16 protein-coding genes and 1 tRNA gene are annotated in these 17,121 nt (G+C 70.1%); 13 read left to right on the forward strand and 4 right to left on the reverse strand.

The window, feature by feature from the left end:
* Window positions 1-133: 133 nt before the first annotated feature.
* From ACIRVF_RS26840 to ACIRVF_RS26865, 6 genes are all read left to right on the forward strand, one after another.
* Window positions 134-598, forward strand: coding sequence for a PaaI family thioesterase (locus ACIRVF_RS26840; protein ID WP_402823017.1), 465 nt, complete (start codon window positions 134-136; stop codon window positions 596-598).
* 673 nt (window positions 599-1,271) lie between these two features.
* Window positions 1,272-2,513 carry a branched-chain amino acid ABC transporter substrate-binding protein gene (locus ACIRVF_RS26845; RefSeq protein ID WP_402822808.1) on the forward strand — a complete coding sequence of 414 codons (1,242 nt, stop codon included), beginning with the start codon at window positions 1,272-1,274 and terminating at the stop codon, window positions 2,511-2,513.
* A gap of 144 nt (window positions 2,514-2,657) precedes the next feature.
* Window positions 2,658-3,587: a branched-chain amino acid ABC transporter permease gene (locus tag ACIRVF_RS26850; protein ID WP_030281863.1), complete on the forward strand. Its 930-nt coding sequence runs from the start codon at window positions 2,658-2,660 to the stop codon at window positions 3,585-3,587.
* A gap of 5 nt (window positions 3,588-3,592) precedes the next feature.
* Window positions 3,593-5,527 carry a branched-chain amino acid ABC transporter permease gene (locus ACIRVF_RS26855; protein WP_402822811.1) on the forward strand — a complete coding sequence of 645 codons (1,935 nt, stop codon included), beginning with the start codon at window positions 3,593-3,595 and terminating at the stop codon, window positions 5,525-5,527.
* Window positions 5,528-5,535: 8 nt separating this feature from the next.
* Window positions 5,536-6,357: an ABC transporter ATP-binding protein gene (locus ACIRVF_RS26860; RefSeq protein WP_402823019.1), complete on the forward strand. Its 822-nt coding sequence runs from the start codon at window positions 5,536-5,538 to the stop codon at window positions 6,355-6,357.
* Window positions 6,354-7,070, forward strand: a complete 717-nt coding sequence (locus ACIRVF_RS26865; RefSeq protein WP_402822814.1) for an ABC transporter ATP-binding protein — start codon at window positions 6,354-6,356, stop codon at window positions 7,068-7,070. Before ACIRVF_RS26860 ends, ACIRVF_RS26865 begins: the two co-directional genes overlap by 4 nt.
* Before the next feature lie 60 nt (window positions 7,071-7,130).
* Here the strand turns inward: ACIRVF_RS26865 and ACIRVF_RS26870 are convergent, their stop codons facing one another.
* A complete protein-coding gene (locus ACIRVF_RS26870) occupies window positions 7,131-7,787 on the reverse strand; it encodes an ANTAR domain-containing response regulator (RefSeq protein WP_402822817.1) in 657 nt (218 codons plus the stop codon).
* A 94-nt stretch (window positions 7,788-7,881) separates the two neighbouring features.
* On the opposite strand from ACIRVF_RS26870, the gene ACIRVF_RS26875 reads away from it, so the two are divergent.
* Window positions 7,882-7,964: transfer RNA gene (locus ACIRVF_RS26875), tRNA-Leu, on the forward strand.
* Window positions 7,965-8,021: 57 nt separating this feature from the next.
* On the opposite strand, the gene ACIRVF_RS26880 is transcribed toward ACIRVF_RS26875, so the two are convergent.
* The 3 genes from ACIRVF_RS26880 to pyk form a co-directional block, all read right to left on the reverse strand.
* Window positions 8,022-8,321 (reverse strand): helix-turn-helix domain-containing protein, encoded by a 300-nt coding sequence (locus ACIRVF_RS26880; RefSeq protein ID WP_402822819.1) that lies wholly within the window; start codon window positions 8,319-8,321, stop codon window positions 8,022-8,024.
* Window positions 8,318-8,677 (reverse strand): type II toxin-antitoxin system RelE/ParE family toxin, encoded by a 360-nt coding sequence (locus ACIRVF_RS26885; RefSeq protein ID WP_402822822.1) that lies wholly within the window; start codon window positions 8,675-8,677, stop codon window positions 8,318-8,320. The genes ACIRVF_RS26880 and ACIRVF_RS26885 overlap by 4 nt, the downstream gene beginning before the upstream one ends.
* Before the next feature lie 110 nt (window positions 8,678-8,787).
* Window positions 8,788-10,218 carry a pyruvate kinase gene (gene pyk / locus ACIRVF_RS26890; RefSeq protein ID WP_402822825.1) on the reverse strand — a complete coding sequence of 477 codons (1,431 nt, stop codon included), beginning with the start codon at window positions 10,216-10,218 and terminating at the stop codon, window positions 8,788-8,790.
* 302 nt (window positions 10,219-10,520) lie between these two features.
* On the opposite strand from pyk, the gene ACIRVF_RS26895 reads away from it, so the two are divergent.
* From ACIRVF_RS26895 to ACIRVF_RS26920, 6 genes are all read left to right on the forward strand, one after another.
* Window positions 10,521-11,618, forward strand: a complete 1,098-nt coding sequence (locus ACIRVF_RS26895) for a substrate-binding domain-containing protein (protein WP_402822828.1) — start codon at window positions 10,521-10,523, stop codon at window positions 11,616-11,618.
* On the forward strand, window positions 11,615-13,270 hold the full coding sequence (locus ACIRVF_RS26900; RefSeq protein WP_402822831.1) for a VWA domain-containing protein: 1,656 nt from the start codon (window positions 11,615-11,617) through the stop codon (window positions 13,268-13,270). The genes ACIRVF_RS26895 and ACIRVF_RS26900 overlap by 4 nt, the downstream gene beginning before the upstream one ends.
* Window positions 13,257-13,808, forward strand: coding sequence for a hypothetical protein (locus ACIRVF_RS26905; RefSeq protein ID WP_402822834.1), 552 nt, complete (start codon window positions 13,257-13,259; stop codon window positions 13,806-13,808). The genes ACIRVF_RS26900 and ACIRVF_RS26905 overlap by 14 nt, the downstream gene beginning before the upstream one ends.
* 256 nt (window positions 13,809-14,064) lie before the next feature.
* Complete coding sequence (locus ACIRVF_RS26910) at window positions 14,065-15,894, forward strand: bifunctional metallophosphatase/5'-nucleotidase (protein WP_402822837.1); 1,830 nt, start codon at window positions 14,065-14,067, stop codon at window positions 15,892-15,894.
* Window positions 15,895-15,967: 73 nt separating this feature from the next.
* Complete coding sequence (locus ACIRVF_RS26915; protein ID WP_402822840.1) at window positions 15,968-16,117, forward strand: hypothetical protein; 150 nt, start codon at window positions 15,968-15,970, stop codon at window positions 16,115-16,117.
* A gap of 62 nt (window positions 16,118-16,179) precedes the next feature.
* Entirely contained in the window at window positions 16,180-17,106 is a 927-nt protein-coding gene (locus tag ACIRVF_RS26920; RefSeq protein ID WP_402822843.1) for an NADP-dependent oxidoreductase, read from the forward strand.
* Window positions 17,107-17,121: the final 15 nt, after the last annotated feature.

The raw sequence follows: 17,121 nt of genomic DNA on the forward strand, positions 1-17,121 counted from the left end.
GCACCGACAAAAGGGGCGCCGCGCCAGTTCGACCACCCCCGATACCAGCGAGTAGGACGGTCGTACGATCACAGGCAGCACCACGACGCGACACCCCGAACAACCCGAGCGGCAGGAGTTCCCCATGACCGACATGGCCGACGCGACCCCCGGCACCGCCCCCGTCCTGAAGGTCCCGCAGGACGTGCTGGACCACTTCGCCAAGCTCGGGGTGAGCCCGGAGACCTTCTCCGGCGGCCACCTCGGCGAGAAGCTCGGCATCCGGATCGTCGAGGCCTCCGGCGACCGGGTCGTCGGCACCATGCCGGTGGAGGGCAACCAGCAGCCGTACGGGCTGCTGCACGGCGGCGCCTCGGCGGCGCTGGCCGAGACGCTGGGTTCGATCGGCGCGATGCTGCACGCGGGCCCGGGCCGCTACGCGGTGGGCGTGGACCTCAACGCCACCCACCACCGCTCGGCCACCTCCGGCCTGGTCACCGGGGTGGCGACGGCGGTGTTCAAGGGCCGCACGGCCGCCACGTACGAGATCGCGATCACCGACGACACCGGCAAGCGGGTCACCAGCTGCCGGCTGACCTGCATGCTGCGCGACCTGTAGCAGGCACGGCGGCACGCACGGCACGGACAGGGCACGCAGTACACCCGGCCCCGGCGGTACGCGTCCAACCGGCCGTCGGACACGGCCCGTTCGGCCCCGCGGACACCAATTCCCTTGGTCGCCCCCTCGTTTGACCCTCCGCCCACCTGGGCAGGCGTTGGTCTGAGCGAGGGGGCGTCGGCATGTCCGGGTGCGATCGACGCGTCTCCCACCCCTCCCCCCAGCCCTTCTCCACCCTTTGTAACGCAGCGTAATAAGTAGGAAATCCACGCACGTGGCAGTTCCGGCGCTCCACAAGGGTCAGGGGCCCCTTCGCCGCGCCCTTCTTGTCCGCAATGCGGACGTGCACGCTCGAAAGCAGCACATCGGACACCAGTGTCCGATTATCGGCAATGCCAGCCGCAACCCCCATTTCTGGCCCTTACATCACTTCACCAGGGCCTAAACACCCGGAAGTTCAGGGTCGGTCGAGCCGGAACGGCCACATGCTGAGACAAATGCTCCGTGTGCTCATAACAAGAGAATCACAGCCTGCCCACACCACTGCCCGAGCCGCCCCCACGACATCTAGAGTCACGGCCAGTCACCGCGCCATCCGGAAAGGGCCCGGCCCTCCGCGCATCCCGGCTCCCGCCAATCGGCGCGGGCGCCTCCTGAACCGAAGGGGACCCTCGTGCGTCACCGTTCAGCAATTGTCGTGAGCATTGCCGTGATCGGCGCCCTCAGCCTCAGCGCCTGCGGCTCCCGCGGCGGGAAGTCCGGCGACAACGCCGGCAGCAAGGACAACAGCGGCAGCACCACCGTCGTGATCGGCGTCGACGCCCCGCTCACCGGCGACCTCTCCGCCCTCGGCCTCGGCATCCGCAACTCCGTCGACCTCGCCGTCAAGACCGCCAACGCCACCAACGAGGTCCCCGGCGTCAAGTTCGAGGTCAAGGCCCTGGACGACACCGCCAAGCCCGCCCCCGGCCAGCAGAACGCCACCCAACTGGTCAGCGACTCCAAGGTCCTCGGCGTCGTCGGCCCCCTCAACTCCAGCGTGGCCCAGTCGATGCAGCAGATCTTCGACGACGCCGGCCTCACCGAGATCTCCCCCGCCAACACCGGCGTCGCCCTCAGCCAGGGCGAGAAGTGGGCCACCGGCGACAAAAAGCGCCCCTTCAAGTCCTACTTCCGCACCGCCACCACCGACGCCGTCCAGGGCCCCTTCGCCGCCCAGTTCCTCTACAACGACGCCAAGAAGACCAAGGTCTTCCTGATCGACGACCAGAAGACCTACGGCGCCGGCCTCGCCGCCACCTTCAAGGGCGAGTTCACCAAGCTCGGCGGCACCCTCGCCGGCGAGGAGCACGTCAACCCCGACGACCGCGACTTCTCCGCCATCGTCACCAAGGTCAAGGCCTCCGGCGCCGACGCCGTCTACTACGGCGGCGAGTACCCCGCCGCCGGCCCGCTCTCCCTCCAGCTCAAGGACGCCGGCGTCAACATCCCCCTGATGGGCGGCGACGGCATCCAGAGCGACGAGTTCATCAAGCTCAACCCCAAGAGCCAGGGCGACTACGCCACCGCCGTCGGCCTGCCCGTCGAAACCCTCGACACCGCCAAGAAGTTCATCGCCGACTACAAGGCCGCCAACTACAAGGACGCCTACGAGACCTACGGCGGCTACTCCTACGACAGCGCCTGGGCCATCATCGAGGGCGTCAAGAACGTCGTCGCCGCCAACAACGGCAAGCTGCCCACCGGCGACGCCCGCAAGGCCGTCCGCGACGCCGTCCAGAAGGTCTCCTTCGACGGCGTCACCGGCAAGGTCTCCTTCGACGAGTTCGGCGACACCACCAACAAGCAGCTCACCGTCTACACCGTCAAGAACGGCAAGTGGGCCGTCGAGAAGTCCGGCACCTTCAACGGCTGACCGCCCCGCCGGAACCCCACACCGGCAGCACCGGCACCGACACACCCAGCACCACCAGCGCGCGGGGGCGCCACGAGTGCCCCCGCGCGCCCCCACATCCACCACCCACGCGGACACCCCAGAACGCACTACGGAGGCCCAGCGGTGCACGACCTACCGCAGCAGCTGGCCAACGGCCTGATCCTCGGCGCCCTCTACGGCCTCGTCGCGATCGGCTACACGATGGTCTACGGCATCGTCCAGCTCATCAACTTCGCCCACGGCGAGATCGTCATGGTCGGCGGCTTCGGCGCCCTGACCGCCTACCTCGCCCTCCCCGGCGGCACCACCCTCTGGCTGGCCCTACCACTCATGCTGATCGCCGGCATCCTGGTCTCCACCCTCACCGCCGTCGCCGCCGAACGCTTCGCCTACCGGCCGCTGCGCAACGCCCCCCGGCTCGCCCCGCTGATCACCGCGATCGGGCTGTCCATCTTCCTCCAGCAACTCGTCTTCTCCTTCTACCCCGACGCCAAGAAGGCCCGGGTCTTCCCCAAGATCCCCGGCGACCCCTTCAGCCTCGGCTCCGTCACCGTCCAGCGCAGCGACCTCTTCCTCATCATCGCCGCCCCCCTGTGCATGCTCGCCCTCGGCTGGTTCGTCACCCGCACCCGCTCCGGCCGCGCCATGCAGGCCACCAGCCAGGACCCCGACACCGCCAAACTGATGGGCATCGACACCGACCGCATCATCGTCATGGCCTTCGCCATCGGCGCCGCGTTCGCCGCCGTCGCCGCCGTCGCCTACGGACTGCGCAGCGGCCAGGTCGACTTCCGCATGGGCTTCATCCTCGGCCTCAAGGCCTTCACCGCCGCCGTCCTCGGCGGCATCGGCAACATCTACGGAGCCATGCTCGGCGGCCTCGCCCTCGGCCTCGCCGAAGCCCTCGCCACCGGCTACATCCAGCACCTCCCCGGCATGCACCTCTTCGGAGGCGGCGCCTGGAAGGACGTCTGGGCCTTCGTACTCCTCATCCTCGTGCTCCTCGTCCGGCCCCAGGGCCTGCTCGGCGAGCGCGTCGCGGACAGGGCGTGACCACCATGACCACCACCAGAACCGAGACCACCCCGGTCATCCCGCTGCCCGCCACCGCCGCCACCGCCCTCACCGGCCTCGGCGCCCTCGCCGTCGCCGCCTCCGCGGCCATGTCCTGGACCTGGACCAGCGACTTCCCCGGCGACCTCACCTACTACGGCTCCCCCGCCGGCCTCCAGTGGCTCGCCGTCACCGCCGGCCTCCTCACCCTCGCCCTGCTGCTCGCCACCCGCGGCACCCCCGGCCTGCGCTGGGCCGCCCCCACCCGCAGCAACAACGCCGTCCTCTACGCCGCCACCGGCGCCCTCGCCGTCGCCGCCTACTCCGTCGCCGCCATCTCCACCGAACTCGGCGGCCTCGCCAACCTCGAACCCGGCGGCTGGGTCCTCGCCGCCGGCGGCCTCCTCGGCCTCCTCGGCGCCCTCGGCCTCCCCCTCGACCGGCGCACCCACGTCCCCCTCCGCATCCTCGACAAGCGGCTCTTCCTGCTCCTGCCCGCCGCCCCCATCGGCTGGATCGCCGCCCACGCCATCCCCGGCGACAAGCCCGTCGCCCCCGTGATGACCGCCCTCTCCGGCGCCCTCGCCATCGCCGCCGGCGCCGTCCTGCTGCTCCAGCTCGGCCACCTCGCCAACAGCCGGCTGCGCCTCGGCAAGATCGACCGCCCCCTCCCCACGCCCCGCGAACTCCCCTCCTGGGTCGAGGTCCTGCTCATCGTCGCGGCCTTCGGCGTCGGCTCCTACGCGATCACCTTCGGCATCGACACCGACTACGGCGAGCTCTTCATCGGATACCTCCTGCTCGTCGCCTTCATGATCGCCGCACTCGCCGGTTCGGGCCTGCTCGGCAGACTGCGCGCACTGACCATCAAGTACCGCCCGGTCACCACCGGCGCCGCCTTCGCCGCCGCCGCCAGCTTCCCGTTCCAGACCGGCGAGCAGTACGCCTCGGTCGCCACCAACATCCTGATCTTCGCCACCGTCGCCCTCGGCCTCAACATCGTCGTCGGCCTCGCCGGCCTGCTCGACCTCGGATACGTCGCCTTCCTCGGCGTCGGCGCCTACGCCGCCGCCCTGGTCTCCGGCTCCCCCGCCTCACCCATCCACGTCCAACTGCCCTTCTGGGCCGCGGTACTCGTCGGCGCCGCCGTCTCCATGGTCTTCGGCGTCGTGATCGGCGCCCCCACCCTGCGCCTGCGCGGCGACTACCTCGCCATCGTCACCCTCGGCTTCGGCGAGATCTTCCGCATCACCATGCAGAACCTCAACGGAACCACCGGCCCCAACGTCACCAACGGCTCCAACGGCATCCCCCGCATCCCCGAACTCAACATCTTCGGCTTCGACTTCAGCCAGACCCACGCCCTCGGCGGCCTCCAGATCGGCCGCTTCGGCAACTACTACCTGCTGATGCTGCTCGTCACCGCCCTCGTCGTCCTGGTCTTCGCACGAGTCGGCAACTCCCGCATCGGCCGCGCCTGGATCGCCATCCGCGAGGACGAGACCGCCGCCGAAGCCATGGGCATCAACGGCTTCCGCCTCAAACTCCTCGCCTTCGCCCTCGGCGCCTGCCTCGCCGGCGTCGCCGGCACCGTCCAGGCCCACGTCACCTACACCGTCACCCCCGACCAGTACACCTTCGCCGACGCCCTGCCCCCCAACTCCGCCTTCCTCCTCGCCGCCGTCATCCTCGGCGGCATGGGCACCATCAGCGGCCCACTCGCCGGCGCCACCCTCCTCTTCCTCATCCCCAAGAAACTCGAATTCCTCTCCGACTACCAGCTCCTCGTCTTCGGCGCCGCCCTCATCGTCCTGATGCGCGTCCGCCCCGAAGGCCTCATCCCCAACCGACGCCGGCAACTGGAGTTCCACGAAGCCGACGAACCGGCCCAACCCCTCGACGACGACGACACCACCGCACTCACCAAGGCAGGGGCGTGACCCGCCAGATGACCACCACAACCGCGCCCCTGCTCGACGTCACCGGCGTCACCATGCGATTCGGCGGCCTCACCGCCGTCAACGACGTCTCCCTCACCGTCGGCGAAGGCGAGATCATCGGCCTCATCGGCCCCAACGGCGCCGGCAAGACCACCTTCTTCAACTGCCTCACCGGCCTGTACGTCCCCACCGAGGGCTCCGTCCGCTACCGCGACACCGTCCTGCCCCCCAAACCCCACCTCGTCACCCAGGCCGGCATCGCCCGCACCTTCCAGAACATCCGGCTCTTCGCCAACATGACCGTCCTGGAAAACGTCCTCGTCGGCCGCCACACCCGCACCGACGAAGGCATCTTCTCCGCCATCCTCCGCCTCCCCCGCTACAAGAAGGCCGAAGCCGAGAGCCGCGCCAAGGCCATGGAACTCCTCGCCTTCACCGGCCTCGCCGACAAGGCCGACCACCTCGCCCGCAACCTCCCCTACGGCGAACAGCGCAAGCTCGAAATCGCCCGCGCCCTCGCCTCCGACCCCGGCCTGCTGCTCCTCGACGAGCCCACCGCCGGCATGAACCCCCAGGAGACCCGGGCCGCCGAGGAACTCGTCTTCGCCATCCGCGACCAGGGCGTCTCCGTCCTCGTCATCGAGCACGACATGCGGTTCATCTTCAACCTCTGCGACCGCACCGCCGTGCTCGTCCAGGGCCAGAAGATCGTCGAAGGCGACCGCGAGACCGTCCAGAACGACGAACGCGTCATCAGCGCCTACCTCGGCACCCCGCTCGAAGGCACCACCCCGGCCGTGCCGGAGACCGTTACGGAGACCGACCAGTGACCGCACTCCTTGAGGTCGAGGACCTCCGCGTCGCCTACGGCAAGATCGAAGCCGTCAAGGGCATCAGCTTCACCGTCAACCAGGGCGAGGTCACCACCCTCATCGGTACCAACGGCGCCGGCAAGACCACCACCCTGCGCACCCTCTCCGGCCTCCTCCGACCCACCGCCGGCCGGATCACCTTCGACGGCCAGGACCTCAGCACCGTCCCCGCCCACAAGATCGTCGCCCTCGGCCTCGCCCACTCCCCCGAAGGCCGCCACATCTTCCCCCGCATGACCATCGAGGAGAACCTCCTCCTCGGCGCCTTCCTGCGCACCGACGCGGCCGGCATCACGGCGGACGTGGAACGGGCCTACTCGTTGTTCCCCATCCTCGGCGAACGCCGCCGCCAGGCGGCCGGGACGCTCTCCGGCGGCGAACAGCAGATGCTCGCCATGGGCCGGGCGCTGATGTCCCAGCCCAAGCTGCTCATGCTGGACGAGCCCTCGATGGGTCTCTCCCCGCTGATGATGCAGAAGATCATGTCCACCATCGTCGAGCTCAAGGCGAGCGGCACGACCATCCTGCTGGTCGAGCAGAACGCCCAGGCCGCCCTGTCGCTCTCCGACCGCGGCTACGTCATGGAGACCGGCCGCGTGGTCCTCTCCGGCACCGGCGCGGACCTCCTCCACGACGAGTCCGTCCGCAAGGCGTACCTCGGCGAGGACTGAGCCCGCACACGCGGAAGGGGCCCGGCAGAAACGTTCTGCCGGGCCCCTTCGCCATGCGTTCTACTCCGACGCGCCCTCTTCCGCCTTCTTGCGGTCCTGGGCCTCGCCCTCCTCGATGACCGCCTCGGCCACCGCCGCCATCGTCATCCGGCGGTCCATCGACGTCTTCTGGATCCACCGGAACGCCGCCGGCTCGTTCAGCCCGAACTTCGTCTGCAGCACGCTCTTCGCCCGGTCCACCAGCTTCCGGGTCTCCAGCCGCTGGGTGAGATCCCCGATCTCCTTCTCCAGCGCCCGCATCTCGGTGTACCGCGACACCGCCATCTCGATCGCCGGCACCAGGTCCGACTTCGAGAACGGCTTCACGATGTACGCCATCGCCCCGGCGTCCCGGGCCCGGTCCACCAGCTCCCGCTGCGAGAACGCGGTCAGCATCAGGACGGGAGCCAGGTGCTCCTCGTGGATCTGCTCGGCGGCCGAGAGCCCGTCCAGCACCGGCATCTTCACGTCGAAGATCGCCAGATCCGGCTTCAGCTCCTTCACCAGCCGTACCGCCGTCTCGCCGTCCCCCGCTTCGCCGACGACGGTGTACCCCTCCTCCTCCAGCATCTCCTTGAGGTCGAGGCGGATCAGCGCCTCGTCCTCGGCGATCACGATCCGGGTGATCTGGGGCGAATCGGTCTCAAGCGGCTGTGCCTGCTCGTCGGCGGTGCTCACTGCGCTCCTAGTTCCGGCGGGGTACTGCAGTAATCGAGGGTACCTAGCAGCGGCCGACCACACACAGCCGGTATGCTCTGTCGGGACTGACCCCGCCGGGTTGGTGGAACGGCATACACGGATGTCTCAAACACATCTGCCCGAAAGGGCTTGCGGGTTCGAATCCCGCACCCGGCACCCCTCTCACCTCGGCTGTTCAGCCTTTTCCGGATTTCGCCCCGGATTCCGCGTGCCTCATCCCGCTTTCTCCAACGGTTCCAGCTCGACCATGAGCCGCATGCCGAGTGCCTCGGCGAACCGCTCCAGTACGACGATCGTGGGCATGGTTCCGCCCGACTCGAAGCGGGCCACCGCGGGCTGCTGCATGCCGGTCGCCGCCGCCAGCTGCGCCTGGGTCATGCCGAGCGCCTCCCGGCGCAGCCGAACCTTCTCCCCCAGCTCGAACCGGATCCGCGCCGCCTCGTACGCCGCACCGGCACCCGGTCGATTCAGAATCTCCTCGCGCATGACACGCCAGGACGTGCGCTCGCTCATCTCGCCCACTCCTCTTCCTCATCAACGGTGTGCTGTTCGGCTACACAGCGGCGCAGCGCCCGCCTCGCGCGGTCGACCTCGCCGACTTCCCGCATGCGCGTCTTACGGAAGACGGTCAGCAGGACGATCCTCCTGCCGGACGCGATCCAGTAGGTGATGCGCATGTCCAGCTCGTTCAGGTGGAAGCGCAATTCCCGAAGCTTGCCGTCCAGTTGCCTGGTGTGCGGCTCCCCGAGCAGCGGGCCACGAACGGCGAGCAGGTCGACGTAGAACGCTACCGTCTCCCGATCGTCCTGGCCCAGCCCGAGGATCCAGTCCCGGACCTCCGGTTCGAGCTCCACCTCTCCCCATGTCATAACACGGATGTTATGGAGCCGCCACAGGCTCTAGCCGCAGATTCGACGGCCGACGGGCGGCATCCCTCTGAACGAGGGATGCCGCCCTCGAACGGCCGCTCGGAATCTGCTCAGACGTCCAGGGTCCCCACGTGGTGGACGCGGACGAGGTTGGTGGAGCCGGCGAGGCCCGGGGGCGAGCCCGCCGTGATGATGACGATGTCGCCCTTCTGGCAACGGCCGAGCGAGAGCAGGGCCGCGTCGACCTGTTCGACCATCTGGTCGGTGGTCGGGGCGAAGGGGCCGAGGAAGGTCTCCACGCCCCAGGTGAGGGCGAGTTGGCTGCGCACGGCCGGTTCGTAGGTGAAGGCGAGCACCGGGATGGGTGAGCGGTAGCGGGTGAGCCGGCGGGCGGTGTCGCCGGACTGGGTGAAGGCGACGAGGTACTTGGCGTGCAGGAAGTCGCCGATCTCGGCCGCCGCGCGGGCGACGGCGCCGCCCTGGGTCCGCGGCTTGCTGCCGGTGGTCAGCGGGGGCAGTCCTGCGGCGAGGACGTCGTTCTCGGCGGCCTCGATGATCCGGCCCATGGTCCTGACCGTCTCGACGGGGTACTTGCCGACCGAGGTCTCCCCGGAGAGCATGACCGCGTCCGTGCCGTCGAGCACCGCGTTGGCGACGTCGGAGGCCTCGGCGCGGGTCGGCCGGGAGGCGTTGATCATCGAGTCGAGCATCTGGGTGGCGACGATGACCGGCTTGGCGTTGCGCTTGGCGAGCGTGATGGCGCGCTTCTGGACGAGCGGGACCTGTTCGAGGGGCATCTCCACGCCCAGGTCCCCGCGGGCCACCATGATGCCGTCGAAGGCGTCCACGATGGAGTCCAGGTTCTCGACCGCCTGCGGCTTCTCGATCTTGGCGATGACCGGGACGTGCCGTCCCTCCTCGTCCATCACCCGGTGCACGTCCTCGATGTCGCGCCCGTTGCGGACGAAGGAGAGCGCGATCAGGTCGGCCCCGGTGCGCAGCGCCCACCGCAGGTCGGCGACGTCCTTGTCGCTGAGTGCGGGGACGGAGACGGCGACGCCGGGGAGGTTGAGGCCCTTGTGGTCGGAGACGAGTCCGCCTTCGATGACGAGACATCGCACCCGGGGGCCGTCGACGTCGACGACCTCCAGGGTGACCCGTCCGTCGTCGACGAGGATGCGTTCGCCGCGGTCGACGTCGCCGGCGAGGCCGGGGTAGGTGGTGCCGCAGATGTCCTTGTCCCCCACGACGTCCTTGTCGGTGGAGATGGTGAACTCGTCGCCGCGTTCGAGAAGTACGGGTCCGTGGGCGAAGGTGTCGAGCCGGATCTTCGGGCCTTGAAGGTCGGCGAGGACGCCGACGCTCCGGCCGGTTTCGTCGGCGGCCTTGCGGACGCGACGGTAGCGTTCCTCGTGTTCGGCGTGGGAGCCGTGGCTGAGGTTGAGTCGGGCGATGTCCATCCCGGCGTCGACCAGGGATTTGATCTGGTCGTACGAGTCGGTGGCCGGCCCGAGGGTGCAGACGATTTTTGCTCGGCGCATACTGCTGAGGGTAGGCATTACCGGCGCGTAACCTCGACGTGGGTCAGGACTGCGGGATGACCTTTGGGGTAAGGCGAGTTGAACAATCTGACACGGCATCGGACCGGTGTGCGAAGGCCTGCCCGCGGCCGGGTGGGAGCGGCCTGCGGACGGCCCCCGGAGCTCCCGGCCGATGCGATTCCGTGAAACGGTGTTCACCCCTGGTTCACCGCCTCTTCCGGCCGTGCTCCCCGCTCGGCGGGACGCTCGTCACCCCCGGGTAACCGCGCCCGGGACGGAGCGACGAGGGGGAGGCGCTCGGCATGAGACGCGCTCTGGGGGTGCTCGCCGCCCTGGCCCTGTTGGGCGGGGTGACGTACGCGCTGGTCCCGGACGGTGGCGACCCGGAACCGCCGAAGGCGGTCACGGTCACCGGGCTGATCGGTTCGGAGAAGCGGGCGTTCTTCGAAAGCCCTGATGTGAAGGCCGAGTTGGCGAAGCACGGCCTGGAGGTCCACGCCGACTCGACCGGTTCCTGGACGATGAGCGAGCAGGCGAGGAACAACGCGGGTCTGGACTTCGCGTTCCCGGCGAGCACCGCGCCGGCCCGCGAGATCCAGCGCAACTGGGGGCAGCAGGACTCGCCGCTGGTGCCGTTCTACTCGCCGCTGGTGGTGGTGGCGCACGCTCCGGTGGCGCAGATCCTCAGGGACAACAGGCTGGCCGCGCCGGACGATTCGGGTGTCTGGACGTTCAGGATGGACGAGTACGTCAACGCCCTGAAGGCGAACCGCCGGTGGCAGGACCTGACGGGCACCGAGGGGCACGGCGATCTGGCCGGGCCGATCTACGTCACCACCACCGATCCGGAGAGTTCCTCTTCCGGCGCGCTGTACGTCGCGCTGCTGTCGTACGTGCTCAACAACCACCAGGTGGTGTCCGACGACGCGGGGGTGGAGGCCGCCCGGCCGGTGCTGCACCGGGCGACGGCGATGCAGGGCGGCCAGAAGAGCAGCAGCGACGAGCCGTTCCGGGACTTCCAGGCGGGCGTCGGCAATCCGCTGCTGTTCGGGTACGAGTCCCAGGTCGCCTCGTTGACGGCGCAGGGCCAGTCGGCCGGCGACACGGTGGTGATGTACCCGGACACCACGGTCTATTCCGACCACACCATCGTCGCCCGCACCGAGAACGGCAGGAAGCTGGCCGCCCTGCTCCAGGACGACGACGGGCTGCGCACCCTGGAGGCGCGGTTCGGCTTCCGCCCGCAGGCCCGTCCCGGCGCCTTCGCCGAACTGGTGAAGGGCAGCAGGCAGCCGGCCTTCGCCCAGGACCTCAATGCGGCGAGGGTGAAGCAGTCGCCGGTGCCGTCCCTGGACAACCTGCTCAAACTGACGGCCGCGGCCAAGGGGAGCCCGAAGTGAACCACCCGACGACGCGACGCGGTTGGCTGACCGCTGCCCTGGCGGCCGTCCTCGCCGCGGCCACCGCCTGCACCTCCTCGCCCGCCCCGGTGCCGCCCCCGGACCCGACCGGCTCGCTCGCCGGGACGGCGCGCCCCGGGGTGCTGCGCGTGCTGGCCGGCAGTGAGCTGCAGGACCTCCAGCCGGTCCTGGACGACGCCCGCAAGGCGACCGGGGTGACGGTGCAGCTGGCCTTCACCGGCACCCTGGACGGTGCGGACACGGTGTCCTCGGGCCGGGCGGACGGCAGGTACGACGCGGTCTGGTTCCCGTCCGACCAGTACCTGCGGCTGGATCCGGCCGGCAGGTCCAAGGTGCTGTCGGAGACCCCGGTGATGGTCTCCCCGGTGGCGGTCGGGGTGCGCTCCTCGGTGCTCGCCGACCTCGGCTGGGGCGACGGTTCGAAGGTCTCCTGGGCGCAGATCGGCGACGCGGCGGCGGCCGGGAAGCTGTCGTACGGGATGTCCGACCCGTCGCGCTCCAACTCCGGCTTCTCCACCCTGGTGGCGGTGGCCTCGGCGTTCTCGGGCGCGGGGGCGGCGCTGACCGAGGCGGACGTGCAGAAGGCGACGCCGCAGCTGAAGCAGTTCTTCACCGGCCAGAAGCTGACCTCGGGTTCCTCGGGCTGGCTGGCGCAGGCGTACACCCGGGCCGAGCCGGGCAAGGTGGGCGCGCTGGTGAACTACGAGTCGGTGCTGCTGTCGATGAACAGGACCCTGCCGCCGGAGCAGCGGCTGACGGTGGTGCGCCCGGTGGACGGCGTGGTCTCGGCGGACTACCCGCTGTCGCTGCTGTCCTCCACCGGGCAGGGCGAGCGGGAGTCCTTCCAGCGGCTGACCGCCTACCTGTTGAAGCAGGACGTGCAGCAGCGCATCTCGGAGCTGACGCTGCGCCGCCCGGTGACGGCGGGCGCGGCCCCGGCGGCGGGGCTGCCGACCGACCGCCGCCGCGAGCTGCCGTTCCCGGGGACGCGGGCGGTGGCGGACGGTCTGCTGGCCTCGTACCAGAACGAGCTGCGCCGCCCGTCGAGGACGGTGTACGTGCTGGACACCTCGGGTTCGATGGACGGTTCGCGGCTGAGCTCGCTGAAGACGGCGCTGGGCCGGCTGACGGGCACGGACGACACCCGCGGGGTGCGGCGGTTCCGGGACCGCGAGGAGGTGACGCTGATCTCCTTCGCCTCGCAGGTGAAGTGGACGAAGACCCACGTGGTGCCGCCCTCGGGCGGGACGCCCGGTCCGGAGGCGGAGCTGGCGTCGATCAACGCCGACGTCCAGTCGCTGCGGGCCGAGGGCGGTACGGCGCTGTACGACTCGCTGGAGCAGGCGTACCGGGTGATCGAGGCCCAGCAGAGGGCGGCGGGCGACGACCGCTTCACCTCGATCGTGCTGATGACGGACGGGGAGAGCAACGAGGGCGCCACGGACGGCGACTTCAGGCGCTTCCACGACGCGCTGCCGTCCGCCGAGAAGTCGATCCCGGTGTTCCCGATCAAGTTCGGCGAGGCGGCGGTGGGTCAGTTGCAGGGGATCGCGGACGTGAGCGGCGGCAAGCTGTTCGACGGCGGTGGTTCGCTGGACGGGGTGTTCGAGGAGATCCGTGGCTACCAGTGACGGGTACGGCCGGAGGGCGCTGCGGTACCTGGAGTCGACCAGGAACCTGGTCGGCTGCGGGGGCGGCGCCCTCGGGCTGGGACTGCACTTCGCCGGCCTGGGCGGGGCGTGGTGGCCGGGGGTGGTGGCGGGGCTGTACGGGGCCGGCGCGCTGCTGACGCCCGGCCCGAAGCCGCCGTCGGCTCAGCCGTCCCCGCCGCCGCCTGCACCACCCGAGGAGGCTGCCCCGACGCCCGAGGAGGCCACCCCGGCGCCCGAGCAGGCCGCTCCGCCGTCCGATCCGGAGCTGGAGGCGCTCGCCGCCTACCTGGACACCGTCCCGCTGCCCGCCGCGGCCGGGGTGGACGCGCTGCTGGCGGCGCTGCGCGAGACCGGGCCCGGCCCGGTGGCCGAGCGGATCGTCCGGCACCGGCTGCCGGTGGCGGTGGACGGCTACCTGCGGGCCCGGACCTGGCTGCCGTGGGCGGGCCCGGACGCCCCGGACCCGGCCGGCGAGCTGGGCCGGGAGGTGAAGCAGCTGGCCGCCGAGCTGGGCTGAGCGGCTTTCACCGGGAAGCGGGACACCGTCCGTTCCGCCCCGTACCACCCCTCCTCCGCCCATCCCGGTCACGAACGAGTCGCCAAGATCTCACCTGTTGGAAACGTCGGAGGGCTATCCAGCGGCCCGGCCCGCACGGCACACTTCTACGCGCGTCCCTCTACGCGCGTCACCGCAGCCGCGGGTGCGCCACGCACTTCGTACGTCCACAACTTGACGGCCCATCCGCCGTCGGTCCCACTCGGGAGAGTCGTCCATGCCCCTGAACCGCCGTGACTTCGTCACCCGGTCCGCCGCCACCGCCGCCGGCGCCGCCCTGGCCGGCGGAGCCGCCGCCGCCCCCGCCGCCGCGGCCGCCGAGCCGGACACGGCGGCCGCCAAGGGCAACAAGCGCAAGCCCCGCCGCCAGGCCTTCACCGTCATGGGCACCACCGACCTCCACGGCCGGGTGCTCAACTGGGACTACTTCACCGACGCCGAGTACGTCGACAAGGCCCACAACGCGGTCGGCCTCGCCAAGGTCTCGACCCTGGCCAACCAGGTCCGCGAGGAGAAGGGCTGGGACCGCTGCCTGCTCATCGACTCGGGCGACATCATCCAGGGCACCCAGCTGACCTACTACTACGCCCGGATCGAGCCGATCGCCACCGATGGCGACAACGTGCCGGACCACCCGATGGCCGTCGCCATGAACCTCATGGGCTACGACGCCGCGGCGCTCGGCAACCACGAGTTCAACTACGGCATCCCCACCGTGAAGGCCTTCGAGGACCAGCTGGAGTTCCCGCTGCTGGGCGCCAACGCGCTGCACGCGAAGAACGAGAAGCCCGCCTTCAAGCCGTACGTGATCAAGGAGGTGTGGCTGGACGAGGACACCCCGATCAAGGTCGGCATCCTCGGCCTCACCAACCCGGGCATCGCGATCTGGGACAAGGCCAACGTCGCCGGCAAGATGGTCTTCCCGGGCATCGTCGAGACCGCCGCCAAGTACGTGCCCCGGATGAAGGCCGCGGGCGCGGACGTCATCGTGGTCTCCGCCCACTCCGGCATCGACGAGGCCACCACCTACGGCGACCAGCTCCCCTGGCCCGAGGACGCCTCCGGCGAGATGGCCGCGACCGTCCCGGACATCGACGCGGTGCTGGTGGGCCACACCCACAAGGAGGTCGCCCAGCGCCTCATCGTCAACAAGAAGACCGGAAAGACGGTCGTGCTCTCCGAGCCGCTGTGCTGGGGCCAGCGCCTGAGCTGCTTCGACTTCGAGGTCGAGTTCGCCGACGGCCACTGGAAGGTCGCCTCGGTCTCCGCCCGGGTGCTGAACTCCAACACCGTGCCGGAGAACCCGGAGATCAGCGACGCCATCCTCGGCCAGCACAAGAAGGTCGTGGCGTACGTCAACCAGAACATCGGCACCAGCAAGATCGAGCTGTCCATCGCCGACGCCCGGTTCAAGGCCACCCCGATCATCGACCTCATCGGCAAGGTCCAGGCCGACGCCGTGAAGGCCGCGTTGGCGGGCGGGCAGTACGCCAACCTCCCGGTCCTGGCCCAGGCCGCCCCGTTCAACCGCACCGCGCTGATCCCGGCCGGCCAGGTCAAGCTGCGTGACGCGGCCGGCCTGTACATCTACGAGAACACCCTGGAGGCCCGCATCCTGACGGGCGCCCAGCTCAAGGACTACCTGGAGTTCTCGGCCAAGTACTACAACCAGCTCGCCGCGGGCGCCCCGGTCAACAAGGACACCCTGACCAACGCCGAGGACACCCCGGACTACAACTACGACTCGCTCTACGGCCTGAGCTACGACATCGACATCGCCCGGCCCAAGGGCAGCCGGATCGTCAACCTCAGCTTCCAGGGCAAGCCGATCGACCCCAACGCCCAGTTCGTCCTCGCGGTCAACAACTACCGCGCCAACGGCGGCGGCAACTTCCCGCACGTCGCGACCGCCAAGTCGGTCTGGGCGAACTCCGACGAGATCCGCAACACCATGATCGCCTGGGTCAAGGCCAAGGGCGTCATCGACCCCGCCGACTTCTTCACCGACTCCTGGCGCCTCGTCCGCGCCGGCCAGCCGGTGTTCTAGTCGCGCCTTTCCACGAAGGCCGTCTGCCCTCGCGCAGACGGCCTTCGTGCGTTCCCGGTGGAGGAACGGAGCCATGAGCGCGTTCCGGATTCTCTTCGACTTCGAGCTCGCCACCGACGGCCTCATCCGCCACCCCAGCCGATCCACTCGTGCCGCGAGACGATCGGACATCCAGCCGAGACTGAAGGATATTCATCCGCTCATTCGCTCTCCCTATCGTTGAGTCCATCACGAACCGCCCACCAACGGGCCGGTGTTGAACGGACCATCACGAGGGAGAAGGCAGTGCGCGCGATCGTGCAGCAGGAGTTCGGCGGCCCCGAGGTCATGCAGGTGGCCGAGGTGGAGCGCCCGAAGCCGTTGAGCGGCGAGGTGCTGGTGCGGGTGAAGGCCGCCGGGGTGAACCCGGTGGACGTGGCGGTGCGGGCCGGGGCGTTCCCGCTGCTGGGCGAGCCGCCGTTCACGGTGGGCTGGGACCTCTCCGGGGTGGTCGAGGAGGCGGGCCCGGGCGCCCGCTACCGGGTGGGCGAGGAGGTGTACGGGATGCCGTTCTTCCCCCGCGCGGCCGGCGCCTACGCCGAGTACGTGGCCGCGCCGTCACGCCAGCTGGCACGCAAGCCCGCCTCCCTGGACCACACCCGGGCCGCCGCGCTGCCGCTGGCCGCACTGACCGCCTGGCAGGGCCTGGTGGACCTGGCGAAGGTCGGGGAGGGCGACCGGGTGCTGGTCCACCGCGCGGCCGGCGGCGTCGGCCACCTCGCCGTGCAGATCGCCAAGGCCCGCGGCGCGTACGTGATCGCCCTCGCCGGCGAGCCCAAGCACGCCTTCCTCAAGGAGATCGGCGCCGACGAACCGATCGACTACCGGACCACGGACTACACCGAGGCCGTCCAGGACGTCGACATCGTCTTCGACTCCTCCTCCGAGGGCACCCGCGCCCTGCGGGTGCTCAAGCCGGGCGGCACCCTGGTCAGCATCATGGAGCACTGGAACCAGGAGCTGGCCGCCGAGATCGAGGCCGCCGGACGGCGCTTCGCGGGCGTCTCGGTGGAGCCCGACTACGCCGGGCTGGAGGCGATCGCCGCCCTGGTCGACGAGGGCCGGATCCGCCCGCACGTCGCCGAGGTGTTCCCGCTCGCCGAGGCCGGCCGGGCCCACGAGCTGGTCGCCTCCGGTACCGTCCGGGGCAAGGTCGTACTGACCGTTGAGTGACGAGAACCCCGGGGG

It is taken from the genome of Kitasatospora sp. NPDC101157 (genome assembly GCF_044768255.1).
Taxonomy (GTDB): Bacteria; Actinomycetota; Actinomycetes; order Streptomycetales; family Streptomycetaceae; genus Kitasatospora.